This is a genomic window from Enterobacter sp. BWH52, assembly GCF_001037565.1.
Taxonomy (GTDB): Bacteria; Pseudomonadota; Gammaproteobacteria; order Enterobacterales; family Enterobacteriaceae; genus Enterobacter; species Enterobacter hormaechei_C.
In genome coordinates, this window is the sequence record NZ_KQ089854.1 from 1084337 (window position 1) to 1102064 (window position 17728).

Here is a 17728-nt window from a genome sequence, read left to right on the forward strand (position 1 = left end):
CGTGGTGGTATAACGGATAGCTGGCTTAGCGAAAAGGGGGTTAACCATGTCTGAGAATCCAGTGATTGCGCTGATTGGTCCCGGTGCGATTGGGACCACCATTGCCGCGGTGTTGCATGACGCGGGACGCACGCCGTTGCTGGCGGCGGGGAGTGGGGGGACGGGGTGAAATACGGTCGGGGCGAAAAAAGACCCGGCCGTGGTATGCCGGGTAAGTCTCTTACTTAGCCTGACGGGCTTTCTCTGCTTTCAATTCTTCCATTGTTGCCTCCAGGATCCAGAGGCACTGAGCACCCTCAACCGTCTCCAGCAGTGCCCGGCGGGTTTGATGATAGAACGCGTCGATTTCTGTAGGTGATTTCTCTAACGGCGGTGTGCAGACGATATCGCTGCCAACCATGTGCGGCCACTTTCCAGCGTCAATAATGCGGAGCGCTTTCAGCGTAGCGCTGGTGTTTGTTGTGAGCGCCGCGGCTAAGGCATCCTCGAGCAGTTGCGCCTGTCTAACGTCTGCCATGGCAGCCAGCGATGGGGCTTGCGCTATCCAGTTTGCATCACCAGAGGCGATTCCATGAAGTGCTGAGGGCCAGTCAGTGCTGGCTGCAATAGCTGGGACGGTGAGAGCCGATAGCAATAGAACGATTGGGTATTTCATCGCGCTATTCCCCGCTCGCCGACATCGTTTTTGCACCTTACATAAACGGTTATAGACATGTGCTTAAACTCCATTTAAGAAAATCCTAATAAATTCTTCTATTACAGTAAGTTAAATGACGGGTAGGACGTTATCGTTTATAAAAAATCCCGTCAATGATGGCGCAACAGGGGTATGAGATATATCAACTTCCGTTGATACAGATTATGAAAGCCGACGTATTGCAATTTGATAATGCAAACATTGGCTTGGTGATTTACCAGGATTTTTTAACTGTCAATTAATCAAATAGCCCTCGGAATGAGCGCACAGAGCCTACTTTCCATCAATCTCCCACAAACGCGCTCACCGGCACGTCAAAACGCTTTGCCAGCGCCCGCATATGATCCAGCGTTAACGTGCGCTGTCCGTTCAGTATCCGACTTACCAGAGACTTCTTGCCTATCTCGTTCTCGAAATCGCTCTGAGTGAGTTGGTACTGATCTATCAGCGTTCGCAATAGCGCAACGCCTAAGGGAATGCTGGCAACACGCGCGTTAAATTCTGCAAATTCGGGGTACTCGTTTTCGAATTTATCGATTTTGGCGGTGAGCATGTCTACCAGTGGGTTATCGGGGTCGTGCTCAATAAGATACTCCACCAGCGCCAGCGCATCCTCGTAGTCTTGTCGCGACGGGCTTGAACCGAGAAATGGGAGCTCGTTTGTCAGATTGTTTGCCGCTTTGATGGCTGCTGCATAATTCATTCTTTTGTTCTCCGGTAGAAGTCCGTGAGCTTGTCATACTCTGCGTGAGTGCTGATGTGTTTGATGAAGATCTTTCCTAGTTCAAAATCAGCAAAAAACATTACTCGTTAGTGCTAGCCACCTACATCGATGACCCACCATTTTTCCCGGTATTTCATCCTGTCCAGGCTGGGGAATCGCTTTCGCATGGCGTCCGGTGACGGGTAGTGTTCCTTTGTTAGTACCCGGTAAAGATCGTCCAGGGCTTGTGCTTGATTGGAAAAGTATTTGGCCGCCGTGTCGAAAGGCGTTATTGAGACTACGTGCATCCTTGCCCCTAGGTTTTCAGATAGGAAAAAATATGGTTTTAGGTGGGGTGACAATGGGAAACTGTCATGAACTCCGTTTTTTATATTCTGGTGATAAGGACGCTCATTTATGGATGCGAATACTGTAAGAGATGACCTTGAAAGTTATGTCCGATTTGTGCTAGGAGCGGACGTTAATAGCATCGTGATATTTTGATTTATGAGAAGTGGTTCAATTTGGACTGCTGCTGAATTTAAGAGGTGTGATCGCATCACGCCGCTTCGAGGAGATCGAACTTGCCAAATAAGCTAAGAAGTACAAGGGTAAGTAAAAATAGAAAATTAATATTAAAAACAGCCGTATATTACAAGTCGGTAAGGTAAGAACACGCCCGACGAGATCGCTAAGTTATATGATTGTGGCAGAGCTATAGTATTTCGTGTGAGAAAGAAATGAAAGCATTTTTAAAACATAGTCGCAGGGTGTAAGGAAAGGATATATGATTCATTTTTGAATATATATCCTTTTGATTTTAAATGGATTTATCTAATGTGCTTTTTAGGAATTTTATTCGTACTCTTGCATATTTCACTAATTCTATGAGATAACTATCATTAATATTCATCTCTATAATGCTTAATAAATTGGCATACTTTTCTTCTGAGCTTTTATCATTGTTCATTCGCCATATAAATGAGCTGTATCGGAACATTTTAATCAAACTATCATTGTCTTTCCTATCTACAAATACAGCCCATAAAATACGATGGGTTTTGTTAAGTTGAACATCAATCCGTTGTGTATAAAAATATGAGTATGCTTTGCAGAGTGTGATGACATCTGCATCACTAATCTCGTCTACTCGATTATCATCAAGTAAACCAAGATTTTTCTGCACAATTACATTGTAGATTGAGTAATTGTCTTTTGCAGGAAGGCTTCTTAATGCTGATTGGAATAGTTTTTTGTTCTCATTGTTATTTTTTTGAAGTTTTGTAATAGCCAGAATTGCCTGGCTTTTAATAATGTTGAATCCTAACCTTTCGGCTTTACGTTGCACTTTTTTGATATTATTAATTCTATTTTGGTGGGGCGATTTTTCTGCCAATATTAATTCAGCTTGTGTATACTGGGATGAATCTGTTCTACTTAATTTCTTAACTTCTAATGCATATTTTATCGCGTCGTTCTCATGATTTTTAGCATGCTCATAGGCTAATGCAATCTCTAATTTGCATGATGCCAGTTCCTTCTTATCAAACAAGCTAGGGTGCTCTAATGCTAACAGCATTTCATCAATAGCTTCTCTTGTGTGGCCAAGCATTCGAAGACCTTTAGCCAATGAGTAGTGCAACCTACCAAGAGGAATGATTTCAGAAGACTCTTTTATTAGTGCTTTGACTTCACTGGCCGAGAAAATTAAATCTCTATAGCGATCGTTATTTTCAAGGAATTTGAAGAATGATAGGGCTAAGTTGAAAGTCGCCTTGATTTCTCTTCTTGCATCATTTTCGACTGCATATCTTAAAAATGTACAAATTAATATATGAGCGTTGCCTGGGCCAGATTTATTAAAGTCATGCAAGTATTGTAGTGACGTCTGATTAAACTTTATCTCACCACTTATCCAATTTTCGCCGAACGTAATATCAAGATATTTTCGAACAATACCAATGTATTCTTCTTTATCAATACCTTGTCGTATGTATATACCAACTAATGAGTGTATAACATGTATGGGTTCTTTTTCGGCGAAACCTTTGTTATTAAGTACTAATATTTTTTCAGATGCGGTAATCAGCCCCGCATTTGATAATGTTATAAAATCCTCAGTCGAGAATGGTGATTTGGAATTAAATTTCCGCAGTCTTGAGAATGTCTCTCCATACTGAAGAATCGAGAGTATTTTTAGCAATGAATAATGTTTGGTATCATTCTTGCTTTTAATGAAACTAAGAAGGGATTCTTTTAAGCGTGCTGGTATTGGATCGTCTTCACCATATTCTTCAAAATCAATTCGTTGATTATTTTCGTCTTCTATAAGTGTAGCGATTCCACTTATTCTGAGTTGTGCTATTATGTTATTTAGTCTTGATGGTAATCCCGCAGATAAACGAACAATTGAATCAAAGCATGCTTGGTTAAGATAGTCACCATCTCCCTCCGGATGCTCTAAGATGTATGTTTTTATATCCGGTTCTGATAATGCTTTTAAAGTTATTATTGGATGGTTTAAATTAACCAAAGTATTATCGCCACTACTTATAATTAATAAGTTAGGTATGTAATCCATTAGTACATTTGTTAGTTTTATATATTCATTTCTCCATGCGGAGTTATCTAGCGATGATATCTCATCGAAAAGAATAACAATATCTTTCTTTTCCGCAGCAAGCATAACAAAGTTTTGTAGACCTTGATTGAATCTTTCGTTAAAGCGATTGTTAACATCTTCAATAGAAAGGCAGTTATCTAATTTTATACTGTATATGTTTTTTTTGTATAATGGGCTAGCATCATTCTCAATTATTGAATATAAAAAACCATTCCTTTCCATACCCCATTCAGAAAACAAAGATACTGTTCTATTCGTTTTTATCTCATCAATAAATTGGATCTGTTCTACAAGTCGAATGTTTTTATGGGCCGGGAACCTTTTTAATGTCATTTGTTCGAATGGAAAGTCTGTATCAGTTTCATTCTTACTTATAATGAAGTTCTTTATTTCATTTTTAACGGTGTCAAATGAAATTTTTACGTTATCTTTAGAATTTTTTTTATCAATGGTGGTAAAAGAATCTTTCTTTTCCAGATATTTTTGTAATGCAACGAAGAAATCATTACACTCTATGCCAAAATATGATCTGAAGCGACCTCGTTGACTGATATTCTTGACATTGGATAAGAGTTTTTCATATTTTTTTTGTACTATTGATTCATCCTGCTCATAGAAAGCCCACACAACATCAACATTTGCGTTTGAATCTAAAGCTATATCATTTAAAGATTCGATAAAGATGTCATCCCATCCACCATAAGCAACAACTATTACAGTCGTATTTTTAAGGATTTGAGAAAGAGATGATTTTAACTGTGGTCTTTTTGTAGTTAGTTGTTTTGGAGTATGTAATGTATCTGAACCTTCCCAGAAACCATGCAAATGAACTACATTAATGCTCTTTGGTATATCATCACGTGTATGGTTCCAGCTACCATCAGTATGAAAGATTGTTTTGAACGGATACATCCCATGTTTTTTGATGCCTTCTTCAATTAAAGGATCAAAGTTTGTGGTGATAATGTTTGAGACATTCAAAGAACTAGATGAGATGAGTGAGCAAAGTGCATTTAGTCCTTTTGGTATATACCATGAGTTTGTTTTATCATCGTAAGCCTTCAATACGGCTTTTTTTATTATATCGTTTACTGCATCTTGACTTATGTAATTTTTAATGAAGTCGAACCCATCTTGATATCTATCGTTTGAATTAATAGATGTTACAACATCATTAAATTGATCAAATAGATCTTCTTTTTTTACAGATTCTTCGATCATTCCAACAATTTCAGTCACAGAAGAAACTCCTAACGCATTAGGGCTATCTGGAGCTGATGCAGGGGAACCTAATAAAACGGTGAGTGGTTTTTTACTCTTGGTTACTGCACTTAACAGGGCTTGAGTTGATGCAAGATGGTTTGACATAGATTATCCTGTTATATGATATGAGTTTACTCCTAATTTCATGATTCTATTCGAATTCTACTGATGATTCTAGTACCAGTCAGTATGTTAAATTTTAGACTGATGTCTTGATTGCACTTCAAAGAAGAACTTAACCCCATGAAGATAAACACATATCTCCCCATGCGTAGATTCAAGTCTTACGATCTTATTAAAAGTAATTAACTGATGATTACCACCCTAAGCGGTATTAGAAATCGATTGTGATGTGATCCGGTCATCAAAATAACCAAAAAATATATTTGGAACCGCATTATTGGTCTAAATATGTAGTCTGATAAATCTCTATCTTTCAGTCGGTTAGTAACTAAACGTGGTTTTCTTTCGGTTGACCCACAAACCCCGAATACTAATCTCTTTCCGTGACCTCAGCTCCTTGCTCTTACCAGACATTCAACATAAAACCTTGTACTTTACATAAGGCCGAAATCCTGCTTTTTACCCAGCAGAACCCCGGCCTCCCATCACCCGCCTTAGTGCGCCGTGATATAAGGCTCTTTCACAAACTCCGCCAGCAGCCAGACCATATCATGCAACAGCCCGGTGAGCTCTTTCGCCACGCTCGCAGGTAACGTCCCGCCCATTACTGCCAGCGTTAACGCCACGGCATAATCCACCTGTAGCGCCGTCTCTTGCCAGCATTCCGGCACGCAGGAGGCGATCTTTTCCCCCGCAATGAGCCGTTCAACCAGATACGGCGGAAGTGCCGAGTCACAGCATTCGCGCAGCCGCTTCAGCGTAGCCAGCATTCGCTCGCATAGCGTGGCAAATGTCACCGCGTCGTCCGTTTCAACCAGCACGCTCACATATGTAGTGCAGGCATCAGCGAGTTCAAAGAGATCCGCAGACTCAGGCAGTTGCAGGTGGAGAAGGTGATGAAGAGCGCTTTCTTCAGTAAGCGCGTAAGAAAACCCAGGGATAGTAGCCATAAGGCATCCTCTTTATGCAAAAAATGTTAACCGCCCGATGAGTTCCTACGCTCAGAGGGGGTAGCGCTGACGGAGGTAGGAATACCGTGCATAAAGAAAAACGGCCAGCCTTTCGACTGCTCCGTCAGCGCCACCGTGATTCTAACGGGATATGCGCTGTCGCGACAAAAAATATCGCTTTATGCTAACGGGTTCCTACGCCCGGTTACGGATGTGCCGCAACGCAGGCACTTTACGACCGCGGAGAAGGGATGAAAAGGGATGCCCCTGAATTACATAAGGTTGCTTAAAAGTTTGCGAGGCGGCTTCCAAAGGGCATTGCCGGGTGGCGGCTGCGCCTTACCCGGCCTACAAAACCGCCAACAAGCCAACCAACCCGCGACACGAACCGTAGGCCCGCGCAAGCGCAGCGCCGCCGGGCACAGCCACACCGTAGCTACCCCTCGCTCATCATCGCCAGAAACCGCTTCACCGTCCGCGAGCGTTCAAAACGCCGCCAGCAGAGCGCGATATCGGTATAAAGCTCCGGCGAGCGCAGCGCATGGTAGGTGACATTCGGCGGAGAAATAGCGGCCATCGATTTCGGTACCAGCGCGAACCCGCCGCCAGCGGAGACCATGCTCAGGGAAGAGGAAAGTTGTGAAGATTGCAGCGTGTGTTGCATATCGATCCCGGCCCGCTCGCAGCTGCCGTAAACGCGGTCATACAGCCCCGGCGCGACCTCCTGGGGAAACAGCACCACCGGCGTATCCCGCAGCTCCTCCAGCGCCAGATCGCCACACGCTGCCAGGGGATGATCGCGATGCAGCGCCACCACCATCGGCTCCCGGTCGAGGATTTTTAGCTCGAACACCTTACTGCTCTCGCACGGCAGGCGCACAAAGGCGATATCCAGCTCACCCTCCGCCAGCATCGTCGTCAGCGACGACATATTGGCTTCCACCTGGTGAACCTGCACCGCCATGTTCTGCACCTGAAACTGGCGAATCAGGGCGAAGATTTTGGGATGAAAAGCATCTGAACTGGTGATACCAATCGACAGGCTGCCGTTCAGCCCGCGCGCGATGCCCCGGGCTTTCTCCAGCGCGGCGTCGCTCAGCGCCAGGATCTTACAGGCGTCCTCATAGAAGGCTTCTCCCGCCTCGGTCAGCTCCACGCCCCGCGTCAGGCGCCTGAACAGCGGCGTGCCCACTTCCTCTTCGAGCCGTTTGATCTGCTGACTCAGAGGAGGCTGTGAAATACCCAGCGCTTTGGCCGCCCTGGTGAAGTGTCGCTCGCGTGCTACCGCGACAAAATAGCGCAGATAACGAAGTTCCATATCAAAAACGTCTCAAACCAGCATGGATTCTATATTGGAACTCTCTGCTGAATCGGGTCAACATTTATTTAACCTTTATAAATAAAGTTGAAGAGGACGGGCATGATGATGCATTCATCTGCATGCGACTGTGAGGCGAGCTTATGCGAGACCCTGCGCGGATTCTCGGCTCAGCATCCTGACAGCGTGATCTATCAGACATCGCTAATGAGCGCCCTGCTAAGCGGCGTCTACGAAGGGGAGACCACCATCGCCGACCTGCTGGCGCACGGCGATTTTGGTCTCGGTACCTTTAACGAGCTGGACGGTGAAATGATTGCCTTCAGCAGCCAGGTGTACCAGCTGCGCGCCGACGGCAGCGCCCGCGCCGCGAAGCCGGAGCAAAAAACGCCGTTCGCGGTGATGACCTGGTTCCAGCCGCAGTACCGCAAAGCCTTCGACGGGCCGGTCAGCCGTCAGCAGATCCACGACGTGATCGACCAGCAAATCCCCTCCGATAACCTGTTCTGCGCGCTGCGCATCGACGGCAATTTCCGCCACGCGCACACCCGCACCGTACCGCGCCAGACGCCACCGTACCGGGCGATGACCGACGTGCTGGATGACCAGCCGGTGTTCCGCTTTAACCAGCGCGAGGGCGTGCTGGTCGGGTTCCGCACCCCGCAGCATATGCAGGGGATAAACGTGGCGGGCTATCACGAGCACTTTATCACCGACGACCGTCAGGGCGGGGGCCACCTGCTCGACTATCAGCTGGAGAACGGCGTGCTCACCTTCGGCGAAATCCACAAGCTGATGATTGACCTGCCCGCCGACAGCGCGTTTTTACAGGCCAACCTGCACCCCAGCAACCTTGATGCGGCTATCCGCGCCGTCGAAAACTAACAGGAGAACTACCGTGAACAGTGAGAAACAGTCACGTCAGTGGGCGCACGGCGCCGATATGGTTGTCGGCCAGCTGGAAGCGCAGGGTGTGAAGCAGGTGTTCGGCATACCGGGCGCAAAAATCGACAAGGTCTTTGACTCCCTGCTGGACTCCTCCATCGAGATTATCCCGGTGCGTCACGAGGCGAACGCGGCGTTTATGGCGGCAGCGGTAGGGCGGCTAACCGGCAAGGCCGGGGTCGCGCTGGTCACCTCCGGGCCGGGCTGCTCCAACCTGATCACCGGCATCGCCACCGCCAACAGCGAAGGTGACCCGGTGGTCGCGCTGGGCGGGGCGGTGAAGCGGGCAGATAAAGCGAAGCTGGTGCACCAGAGCATGGATACCGTCGCCATGTTCAGCCCGGTGACCAAATACGCCGTGGAGGTCAATTCGCCTGACGCGATTGCCGAGGTGGTGTCGAACGCGTTTCGCGCTGCCGAGCAGGGCAGGCCGGGCGGGGCGTTTGTCAGCCTGCCGCAGGATATTGTCGACCAGCCCACCACGGGGGCGATTTTACCCGCCAGCACTGCGGCGCTGATGGGCCCGGCGCCGGAATCCGCCATCAACGAGGTGGCGAAGCTTATCGCGAAGGCCAAAAACCCGGTCATCTTACTCGGCCTGATGGCCAGCCAGCCCGCCAACAGCGCCGCGCTGCATAAACTGCTGGAGAGAAGCCGTATTCCGGTCACCAGCACCTATCAGGCCGCCGGGGCGGTGAATCAGGAACACTTCACCCGCTTCGCCGGACGCGTCGGTCTGTTTAACAACCAGGCGGGCGATCGGCTCCTGCATCTGGCGGATCTGATCATCTGTATCGGTTACAGCCCGGTGGAATACGAGCCGTCCATGTGGAACAGCGGCGACGCCACCCTGGTGCACATTGACGTGCTGCCCGCCTATGAGGAGCGCAAGTATGTTCCCGATCTGGAACTGGTTGGGGATATTGCCGCCACGCTGAATCTGCTTGCCAGCCGAATCGAGCACAAGCTTGAACTCAGCCAGCGCGCCTCGGAAATTCTTGTCGATCGCCAGCATCAGCGGGACCTCCTCGACCGTCGCGGCGCATCGCTAAACCAGTTTGCCCTGCATCCGCTGCGCATCGTGCGCGCCATGCAGGACATCGTGAACAACGACGTGACGCTCACCGTCGACATGGGCAGCTTCCACATCTGGATCGCCCGCTACCTCTACAGCTTCCGCGCGCGTCAGGTAATGATCTCCAACGGTCAGCAGACCATGGGCGTGGCGCTGCCGTGGGCGATTGGCGCGTGGCTGGTCAACCCGGGGCGCAAGGTGGTGTCGGTCTCCGGGGACGGCGGCTTTTTGCAGTCGAGCATGGAGCTGGAAACCGCCGTACGCCTCAACGCCAATATTCTGCACATCATCTGGGTGGATAACGCCTACAACATGGTGGCCATCCAGGAGGAGAAAAAATATCAGCGTCTCTCTGGCGTGGAGTTCGGCCCGGTCGATTTCAAAGCCTATGCCGACGCGTTCGGTGCGAAAGGCTTTGCCGTCGAGAGCGCCGATGCGCTCGAACCGACGCTGCGTGCGGCAATGGATATCGATGGCCCGGCCGTGGTGGCCATTCCCGTCGACTACAGCGATAACCCGCTGCTGATGGGCCAGCTCCATCTCAGCCAGATTTTGTGAATCAATATAAGGACACAGAAATGCAAAAAGTGGCTCTCGTAACCGGCTCCGGCCAGGGGATTGGCAAAGCGATTGCGCTTCGCCTGGTGAAGGATGGTTTTGCCGTTGCTATTGCGGATTATAACGAAGAGACGGCGAAAGCGGTCGCGGATGAGATCACCCGCAACGGCGGGAAGGCCGTCGCCGTGAAGGTGGACGTCTCTGACCGCGAGCAGGTGTTCGCGGCGGTGGAAAAAGCCCGCACTGCGCTGGGCGGTTTTAACGTCATCGTCAATAACGCCGGGGTGGCGCCGTCCACGCCCATCGAATCCATCACGCCGGAGATTGTCGACAAGGTCTACAACATCAACGTGAAAGGGGTGATCTGGGGCATTCAGGCCGCAATTGACGCCTTCCGCAAAGAGGGGCACGGCGGCAAAATCATCAACGCCTGCTCCCAGGCGGGCCATACCGGCAACCCGGAACTGGCGGTCTACAGCTCCAGCAAGTTCGCGGTGCGTGGCTTAACCCAGACCGCCGCGCGGGATCTCGCGCCGCTGGGGATCACCGTTAACGCCTATTGCCCGGGCATCGTCAAAACGCCGATGTGGGCGGAAATCGACCGTCAGGTCTCCGAGGCGGCGGGTAAACCGCTTGGCTACGGGACGGAAACCTTTGCCAAACGCATCACGCTTGGCCGTTTGTCCGAGCCGGAAGACGTGGCCGCCTGCGTCTCTTACCTCGCCGGGCCGGATTCCGACTACATGACTGGTCAGTCGCTGCTGATTGATGGTGGGATGGTGTTCAACTAAATACACAATACTAAAAAGCTCTGACATGAACTTTCCCCTGCTCCCGTGCAGGGGCTTTTTTTTGTCTCGTCAGCCATTGTGCATTACACTGCGCGCTGCAAAACTTTAGTCTTGAGATCTGACAGGCGGTAACAGCGATGAACGGTACAATCACAACGTGGTTTAAAGATAAAGGCTTTGGATTTATCAAAGATGAAAACGGCGACAACCGCTACTTTCATGTGATTAAGGTCGCCAACCCTGATCTGATTAAGAAAGATGCGGCGGTGACCTTCGAGCCAACCACCAACAGCAAAGGCCTTTCCGCGTATGCGGTGAAGGTGATCCCCGAAAGTAAGCACCTCTATATTGCAGGCGAGCGCGTGAAGCTCACCTCAATTAAATCCTTCGTGGTGTTCAGCGAAGAAGAGCCCGTTGATACTAAAATCGACAAAGAGAACGCGGTGCTGTCGGTGGGGCTGCTGATGAACAGCATCAAACCAAAATCCGAGAAAAAGCCGGGCGAAATGCGCACGGTGAAGAAGCTGGCGATCACTACCTTCCAGAACACGACGCTGATCTTCACTGAAGATGAGATCGACATCGACGCCACGGTGAAGCTGCTGAAGTAACGTTTTGCCGGGTGGCGGTTACGCCTTACCCGGCCTACGAAATGCGTGCGGCACTCGCCGCCGCACGGTTTACCCCATCCTGTGCTCGCCCCGCAACATTGCTTCACGTTCAAATACCCGCTGGATCTCCCCGTGCGCCATAAATGCCGCCCGGTCGGACATATGCGCAATCACGTCCGCATCGTGGCTCACCAGCAGGTAGGTCATGCCGTGCTGCGCCTTCAGGCGGTTGAGCAGGTTCAGAATCTCCGCCTGTACCGACATATCCAGCGCCGAGGTCGGTTCATCCAGCAGCAGAAGCTGCGGGCGCAGCAGCAGCGCGCGGGCAATGGCCACGCGCTGACGCTGTCCGCCGGAAAGCTGATGCGGGTAACGCCTGCCCGCATCGGCAGCCAGACCTACCTGTTGCAGCGCATCCGCCACTTTTTCGGCAACCTGGCTTTCGCCGTGGATGTTTAACGGCTCCGACAGGGTGCGGGCAATGGTGTGGTTCGGGTGCAAAGACGCCCACGGATCCTGGAACACCATCTGCACGTTGCGGCGAAGCGCGCCTTCAAAACGTCGTCCTGGCCGTAAATTTTCCCCGAGGACGGAAATGTGGCCATTCCACTCGGGCAGCAGCCCCGCCAGCACGCGCAGAAGAGTCGATTTGCCGCAGCCGGATTCACCGATCAGGCTGAAGGTTTCACCTTTTTCGATGGCAAAACTGGCGGCGGAAACCGCCGTTTTTTCACCAAAACTCACCCGGAGCTGGTTAACCTCAACGAGTGCCATTGTCGTCCTCCTTCCACGGTTGCGAACGGTCGAGCGTCGGCAGCATCTTGCCAAACGTCCCGGCGTTCGGGCGGCAGGTCCAGAGCGTGCGCGTGTAGGGATGGGTTGCCTGCGGCAACTGGCTCGCCGCCATTTCATCAACGTTCTCACCCTGATACATCACCAGCACGCGGTCGCAGTGTTCCGCGACGAGCGGCAAGTCGTGGCTGATTAACAGCATCGCCATCTGCCGCGCCTCGCACTGCTGTACCAGCAGCTCCAGGATCTGGTTGCGCAGGCGTGCGTCCAGCGCGGAAGTCGGTTCGTCGGCGATCAGCACCTGCGGGTTGTTGACGAGCGCAATGGCGATCATCACGCGCTGGCCCATGCCGCCGGAAAGTTCGCCGGGATAGCGCTGGAGCACGTGCTCGTTCAGCCCCACGGCGCGGATGATATCGTGAATGCGCGCCAGTCGTTCGGCGCGGGGCAGGCGCTGATGGAGGGTCAGCGCCTCATCAAGCTGGGCGGAGACGGTTTTCACCGGGTTTAGCGCGTAGCGCGGGTCCTGTAGAACCATCGCTATGCCGTTGCCGCGCAGCGCCTGCCAGCGGCGGCTGTTCAGGGTCAGCAGGTCGTTGCCAAGCACGTTAAGCCGCTTAGCGCTCACGATGCCGGGCTTGCGCACCAGCCCCATCAGGGCGCGGGCAGACATGGACTTGCCGGAGCCGGATTCTCCTACCAGCGCCAGCCGCTCTTTGCCCAACGTAAAGCTCAGGTTGTTGACCACGCGCGCGGCGGGGTAGTCGATATTCAGCGCATCGACGATGACGCGGTGTTCAGTCATGCTGTGGCTCCAGTACGTCGCGCAGGCCATCGCCCAGCAGGTTAAAGGCCAGGCTGGCAAACAGAATCGCCCCGCCTGGAATGGCGGCAATCCACCACTGGTCAAAAATGACCTGCATGCCGTCGGCAATCATCGCGCCCCATTCCGCCATCGGTGGACGCGCGCCCAGACCAAGGAAGCCCAGCCCGGCAGCGGCCAGAATAATCCCGGCCAGATCCAGCGCCAGTCGCACAATCGCGGAGGGCAGGCACAGGGGCAGAATATGGCCGACCAGCAGGCGCGGGCCGCGAATGCCCATCATCTCCGCGGCGGCCAGATAATCGCTGTGGCGCAGACGCTGGATTTCACTGCGCGCCTGGCGCGCATAGGCAGGCCAGGTCGTTAAGGCCAGCGCCAGCGCGCCGTTGACCAGCCCCGGGCCGAGCATCGCCACAAACGCGAAGGCGAGGATCAGGCGCGGCATCGACATCACCACGTCGGAAAAGCGCATCAGGATGCGCTCCATCCAGCCGCCGTAGTAGCCTGACAAAATCCCCACCAGCAGACCGGCGGGGAGGGTAATAACGGTGACTAAGGCCACCAGCCCCAGTGCCGGACGGGTGCCGTAGATTAATCGGGAGAGCAGATCCCGCCCATAGCTGTCAGTACCCAGCCAGTGCTGCGCGTTGGGCGGTTGCAGACGCGCGGCGGCGTCCTGCCAGTTGGGATCCTGCGGCGCAAGCCACGGCGCGAACAGAGCAATAAGCACCAGCAGCGCGATGGCGATCAGCCCGCAAAACGCGGCAGGGGAGCGGCGCAGGCGGCGTAAGAAGAGATAAAACGGCATTAGCGCACCCTGGGATCGGTCGCCCGCACAAGCAGGTCGGTAAGGTTATTGATCAGAACAAAGCAGACGCCAATCAGCAGCGTGCCGCCCATCACGGCGGTGGTGTCACCGGCGAACAGGGCCGTGGTGAGGTAGCGCCCGATGCCCGGCCACGAGAAGACGGTTTCGGTTAATACCGCGCCCTCCAGCATGCTGGTGTAGGCCAGCGCAATCACCGTCAGCAGCGTGCTGCGAATGTTCGGCAGCACGTGACGCAGCAGGATGGTCATCTCTCCGGCGCCCTTGGCGCGGGCGAGCAATATGTACTCTTTGTTCATCTCGCTCAGACAGGCGGAGCGCGTCAGGCGGGTGATACTTGCCAGCGAGTAGTAGGCCAGCAGCAGCACCGGCAGCACCAGGTGGCTGATGGCGTTGCGGAACGCCTCGCGGTCGCCGGAAAGCCAGGTATCTACCAGCGCAAATCCGGTTCGTGGCTCGACGGTGAATTGCCAGATGTCGTCCAGCCTGCCGGGGCCAGCGCTCCACTGTAGTTTCGCGTAGAACAGAGCCAGCATCAGCAGGCCGAGCCAGAATATCGGCACCGAATTGCCGAGCAGGGTGAGCGTTCTGATCGCTAAGTCCAGTGGCGAACCGGCGTAGCGGGCGCACAGCACACCCGCAATTACGCCGAGTACTGTGCCGATAATTAGCGCCAGCGTTGCCAGTTCCAGCGTGGCGGGAAAGGCGTGCAGCAGGTCCTGCAATACCGGCTGACCGGTAGCGCTGGCGGTGCCTAAATCCCCGTGAGCGAGGTTTTGTAGGTAGTGCCAGAACTGCACCGGCAGGGGCCGATCCAGCCCAAGCTGGTGGCGTACCTGATCGTAAGTGGACTGGCTGGCGTGATCGCCGACGATCTGCAATACGCGATCGACCGGGGAAAAGGCAGAGAGCGCAAACGTGACCAGCAGTAGCCCGAACAGCGTGAGCAGGAGAGTCAGCAGACCCTGAAGCACGCGGGTGGAAAGATGTGGCATGGGAAAATCGTTATCCTGAAAATATGCACGAACGACCCCCTCTCCCACGGGAGAGGGAGAGGGGGGAAAAGCTACTTCATAACGCGATCGTACCAGACCATATCCGCGTTCAGCCCCTGCTGATACCCCTTCACGTTATCGCGCACCACGATCTGAGTTTTGCCCTGGTCAACGAACACGTACGGCGAGTTATGCTGTAACTGTTCCTGCATCTTCTTATACAGATCCAGACGTTTCGCCGGATCCGGCTCGGCAACCGCCGCCAGCGTGGCCTTGTTCAGCTCCGGGATTTTCCAGCCGTTCAGACCGGCCACGGTGCTGGACTTCCCGTCGTTCCACGCGAAGGCGCTGGCGTTGGAGTGCGCATCGAAGTAATCCGGGATCCACAGGCGAATCGCCGCCTGATGCTGCTTAGCGCGCACGCGGGCGTACACCTGGCTACCCGCAGCGGGCAGCAGATCCACCTTCACGCCACCCTGAGCAAAGCTCGCCTGCATGGATTGCGCGATGGTGATGAACGGTGGTTTATTCTCCACGTCCAGCGTGAAATGCGCGTCTTTGATGCCCGCCTTGGCGAGGATCGCTTTTGCTTTTGCCGGGTCAAACGTGAACGGATTGTCCTCCAGCGCGCCCGGCAGGCCGACCGGCAGGAAGCTCTGATGAACAAAATACTGGCCTTTCAGCAGGTCTTTGGTGATGCCTTCATAATCCACCAGCCAGCGCGAGGCTTCCCAGAACGCTGGATTATTCAGCAGCGGGTTAGCGCTGTTGCCGGTGTTAAACACCAGATAGTTTTGCTCGGCAGAAGGGATGCTCAGTACCTTCACGCCCGGCTTGCCGCTGAGGGCGCTTATCTGGTCTGCACCCAGATCGCGCGCCACGTCCGCATCACCCTGCTGGATCAGCAGGCGGCGGGAAGCGGGATCGGGGACGTTTTTAATGATGATGCTTTTAAGCTTCGGCGCGCCGCCGGGCGCGGATTCGTTGGCTTCCAGCACGATGGCCTGATGCGGCTGGTAAACGCGCATTTTGAACGCGCCGCTGCCCGCAGAGTGCATTTTTAACCACGCGTTGCCGAAGTCGTTATCCTTCACGTTCGCCGCAACCTGTTTTTCATCGACGATGGAGGCAATCGGCGTGGAGAGAATATTCAGCGCCACCGACGGGCTAACGTCGGCCGTCCAGTGAAGCGTGAGGGTATGGTCGTCCACTTTCTTTAGCTGGCTGGCGATGTTGCTGGCGTCCCAGCCCAGTACGTTGAGGATAAACGCCGGGGATTTGTTCAGCGTCACGGCGCGGGTATAAGAGAAGATCACGTCTTCCGGGCGCAGCGGGTTGCCGGAGGAGAATTTCGCATCGGGTTTAAGCTTGATGGTCAGGGTTTTTGCTGCCGCGTCCGCGTCCCAGCTTTCTGCCAGAACCGGCGTGATTTTTTCCGGATTATCGCGGTCCGGCTGTACCAGACGCTGGTACAGGCTCGGCACGGTCTGGATGCTGGAAAGCTCGTTGGCTTCGGCCGGGTCAAGGCTCACGATATCATCCAGACCCTGGGCGACAACCAGCGTGTTGGGCGGGGTAGCGGCGTGAGCAGCGCTTGAGAGCGCAGCCAGCACCAGTAACGGCAGCAGTTTTTTAGTCATAGCGATCCCTGAAGAAAATATATTGTGATTGTTTTATGCACCGTTACGGTAGGCTGGCTGAGGATTTCCTCAAAGTCGAAATTCTGCTTTGCTTATGCCATCCGGGAATAACGCATTCGGTCTGGTTATGAGTCACCTCTCTTTTCGTTCGCTTTTTAACCTGCTATAACAAAATCCTTACCTTTCAGGGAGTCACTGCCGTGCCCGAAATCAATCAACATGGTCAAACCGTTAACGATATTGTCCCGGACTGGAAATGCGCCCGCGCGTTAACCCGTACTCTGCTCACCGGCCAGTATTGCCGCCTGGAGCCGCTGGATGCTGACCGCCATTCGGCTGATTTGTTTGAAGCCTATGCGCTGGGTGACGACAGCGACTGGACGTGGCTTGCCAGCACCCAGCCTGTGAGCGTTGAGGCCACTGCGCACTGGGTGCTGGGAAAGGTGCTGGATGACGACCTGGTGCCCTTTGCCGTTATCGATCTGCGCACCGAAAAGGCGGTAGGGCTGGTCAGCTATATGGCGATAGAACGCTTTCAGGGCTCGGTTGAGATCGGCCACGTCACCTGGTCGCGCAGAATGAAGGGCACCCGCGTGGGTACCGAAGCGGTGTGGCTGCTGCTGAAAAATGCCTTTGAGCATCAATATCGCCGGCTGGAGTGGAAGTGCGATTCGATGAACATCGCCTCACGCAACGCGGCGGAGCGGCTGGGGTTTGTCTGGGAAGGGCGACTGCGCCAGAAGCTGGTGCGCAAAGGCCGCAACCGCGACAGCGATATGCTCTCGATTATTGACGGCGAATGGCCGGAAAAGGATGCGGCTCTGCGGGCCTGGCTGGCAGCGGAGAATTTTGACGGGGAAGGGCGGCAGGTCAGGCGGTTAGAGGAATTTCGGACGTAAAAGCCTTACCCTTCACCCCAACCCTCTCCCCAAAGGAGAGAAGGTGTTCAAGTTCCCTCTCCCCTTTGGGAAGAGGGTTAGGGTGAGGGGAGAAGT

Annotated in this window: 16 protein-coding genes and 2 pseudogenes; 6 read left to right on the forward strand and 12 right to left on the reverse strand. The window is 53.0% G+C overall.

Going from position 1 to position 17728, the window contains the following annotated elements:
• Positions 1 to 46: 46 nt before the first annotated feature.
• Positions 47 to 142 (forward strand): annotated as a pseudogene (locus SK47_RS23845) (oxidoreductase); the annotation flags it as partial.
• Positions 143 to 220: 78 nt separating this feature from the next.
• Here the strand turns inward: SK47_RS23845 and SK47_RS05070 are convergent.
• From SK47_RS05070 to SK47_RS05095, 7 genes and pseudogenes are all read right to left on the reverse strand, one after another.
• On the reverse strand, positions 221 to 655 hold the full coding sequence (locus SK47_RS05070; protein ID WP_048243583.1) for a hypothetical protein: 435 nt from the start codon (positions 653 to 655) through the stop codon (positions 221 to 223).
• Positions 656 to 980: 325 nt separating this feature from the next.
• Positions 981 to 1400, reverse strand: a complete 420-nt coding sequence (locus SK47_RS05075; protein ID WP_048243585.1) for a helix-turn-helix domain-containing protein — start codon at positions 1398 to 1400, stop codon at positions 981 to 983.
• Positions 1397 to 1708 (reverse strand): annotated as a pseudogene (locus SK47_RS05080) (type II toxin-antitoxin system HigB family toxin). Before SK47_RS05080 ends, SK47_RS05075 begins: the two are co-directional and overlap by 4 nt.
• 512 nt (positions 1709 to 2220) lie before the next feature.
• Complete coding sequence (locus tag SK47_RS05085) at positions 2221 to 5391, reverse strand: SIR2 family protein (RefSeq protein WP_082139080.1); 3171 nt, start codon at positions 5389 to 5391, stop codon at positions 2221 to 2223.
• A gap of 512 nt (positions 5392 to 5903) precedes the next feature.
• Positions 5904 to 6359: a hypothetical protein gene (locus tag SK47_RS05090; protein WP_048243589.1), complete on the reverse strand. Its 456-nt coding sequence runs from the start codon at positions 6357 to 6359 to the stop codon at positions 5904 to 5906.
• Between the two features lie 26 nt (positions 6360 to 6385).
• Positions 6386 to 6493, reverse strand: coding sequence for an ash family protein (locus SK47_RS24440; RefSeq protein ID WP_157843337.1), 108 nt, complete (start codon positions 6491 to 6493; stop codon positions 6386 to 6388).
• A 302-nt stretch (positions 6494 to 6795) separates the two neighbouring features.
• Positions 6796 to 7677, reverse strand: coding sequence for a LysR family transcriptional regulator (locus tag SK47_RS05095; RefSeq protein WP_022650550.1), 882 nt, complete (start codon positions 7675 to 7677; stop codon positions 6796 to 6798).
• Positions 7678 to 7782: 105 nt separating this feature from the next.
• Between SK47_RS05095 and budA the strand changes: the two genes are divergently transcribed.
• The 4 genes from budA to SK47_RS05115 all read left to right on the forward strand — a co-directional run bounded on the left by budA (position 7783) and on the right by SK47_RS05115 (position 11657).
• On the forward strand, positions 7783 to 8562 hold the full coding sequence (gene budA / locus SK47_RS05100) for an acetolactate decarboxylase (protein ID WP_026080550.1): 780 nt from the start codon (positions 7783 to 7785) through the stop codon (positions 8560 to 8562).
• Positions 8534 to 10255 carry an acetolactate synthase AlsS gene (gene alsS / locus SK47_RS05105; protein WP_196238848.1) on the forward strand — a complete coding sequence of 574 codons (1722 nt, stop codon included), beginning with the start codon at positions 8534 to 8536 and terminating at the stop codon, positions 10253 to 10255. The genes budA and alsS overlap by 29 nt, the downstream gene beginning before the upstream one ends.
• Before the next feature lie 20 nt (positions 10256 to 10275).
• On the forward strand, positions 10276 to 11046 hold the full coding sequence (locus SK47_RS05110) for a (S)-acetoin forming diacetyl reductase (RefSeq protein WP_003858846.1): 771 nt from the start codon (positions 10276 to 10278) through the stop codon (positions 11044 to 11046).
• Positions 11047 to 11183: 137 nt separating this feature from the next.
• Positions 11184 to 11657, forward strand: coding sequence for a cold-shock protein (locus tag SK47_RS05115; protein WP_003858845.1), 474 nt, complete (start codon positions 11184 to 11186; stop codon positions 11655 to 11657).
• Positions 11658 to 11726: 69 nt separating this feature from the next.
• Here the strand turns inward: SK47_RS05115 and SK47_RS05120 are convergent, their stop codons facing one another.
• The 5 genes from SK47_RS05120 to SK47_RS05140 all read right to left on the reverse strand — a co-directional run bounded on the left by SK47_RS05120 (position 11727) and on the right by SK47_RS05140 (position 16733).
• Positions 11727 to 12431, reverse strand: coding sequence for an ABC transporter ATP-binding protein (locus SK47_RS05120; protein ID WP_003858844.1), 705 nt, complete (start codon positions 12429 to 12431; stop codon positions 11727 to 11729).
• A complete protein-coding gene (locus tag SK47_RS05125; RefSeq protein WP_023315580.1) occupies positions 12418 to 13254 on the reverse strand; it encodes an ABC transporter ATP-binding protein in 837 nt (278 codons plus the stop codon). The genes SK47_RS05120 and SK47_RS05125 overlap by 14 nt, the downstream gene beginning before the upstream one ends.
• A complete protein-coding gene (locus tag SK47_RS05130; protein WP_023324282.1) occupies positions 13247 to 14080 on the reverse strand; it encodes an ABC transporter permease in 834 nt (277 codons plus the stop codon). Before SK47_RS05130 ends, SK47_RS05125 begins: the two co-directional genes overlap by 8 nt.
• A complete protein-coding gene (locus SK47_RS05135; RefSeq protein ID WP_023303249.1) occupies positions 14080 to 15093 on the reverse strand; it encodes an ABC transporter permease in 1014 nt (337 codons plus the stop codon). Before SK47_RS05135 ends, SK47_RS05130 begins: the two co-directional genes overlap by 1 nt.
• Before the next feature lie 71 nt (positions 15094 to 15164).
• Entirely contained in the window at positions 15165 to 16733 is a 1569-nt protein-coding gene (locus SK47_RS05140) for an ABC transporter substrate-binding protein (RefSeq protein WP_023315582.1), read from the reverse strand.
• Between the two features lie 200 nt (positions 16734 to 16933).
• Here SK47_RS05140 and SK47_RS05145 point away from each other — a divergent pair, with 200 nt between their 5' ends.
• The gene (locus SK47_RS05145) at positions 16934 to 17632 is read left to right on the forward strand and encodes a GNAT family N-acetyltransferase (protein ID WP_003858833.1); all 699 of its coding nucleotides are present in this window, start codon (positions 16934 to 16936) and stop codon (positions 17630 to 17632) included.
• Positions 17633 to 17728: the final 96 nt, after the last annotated feature.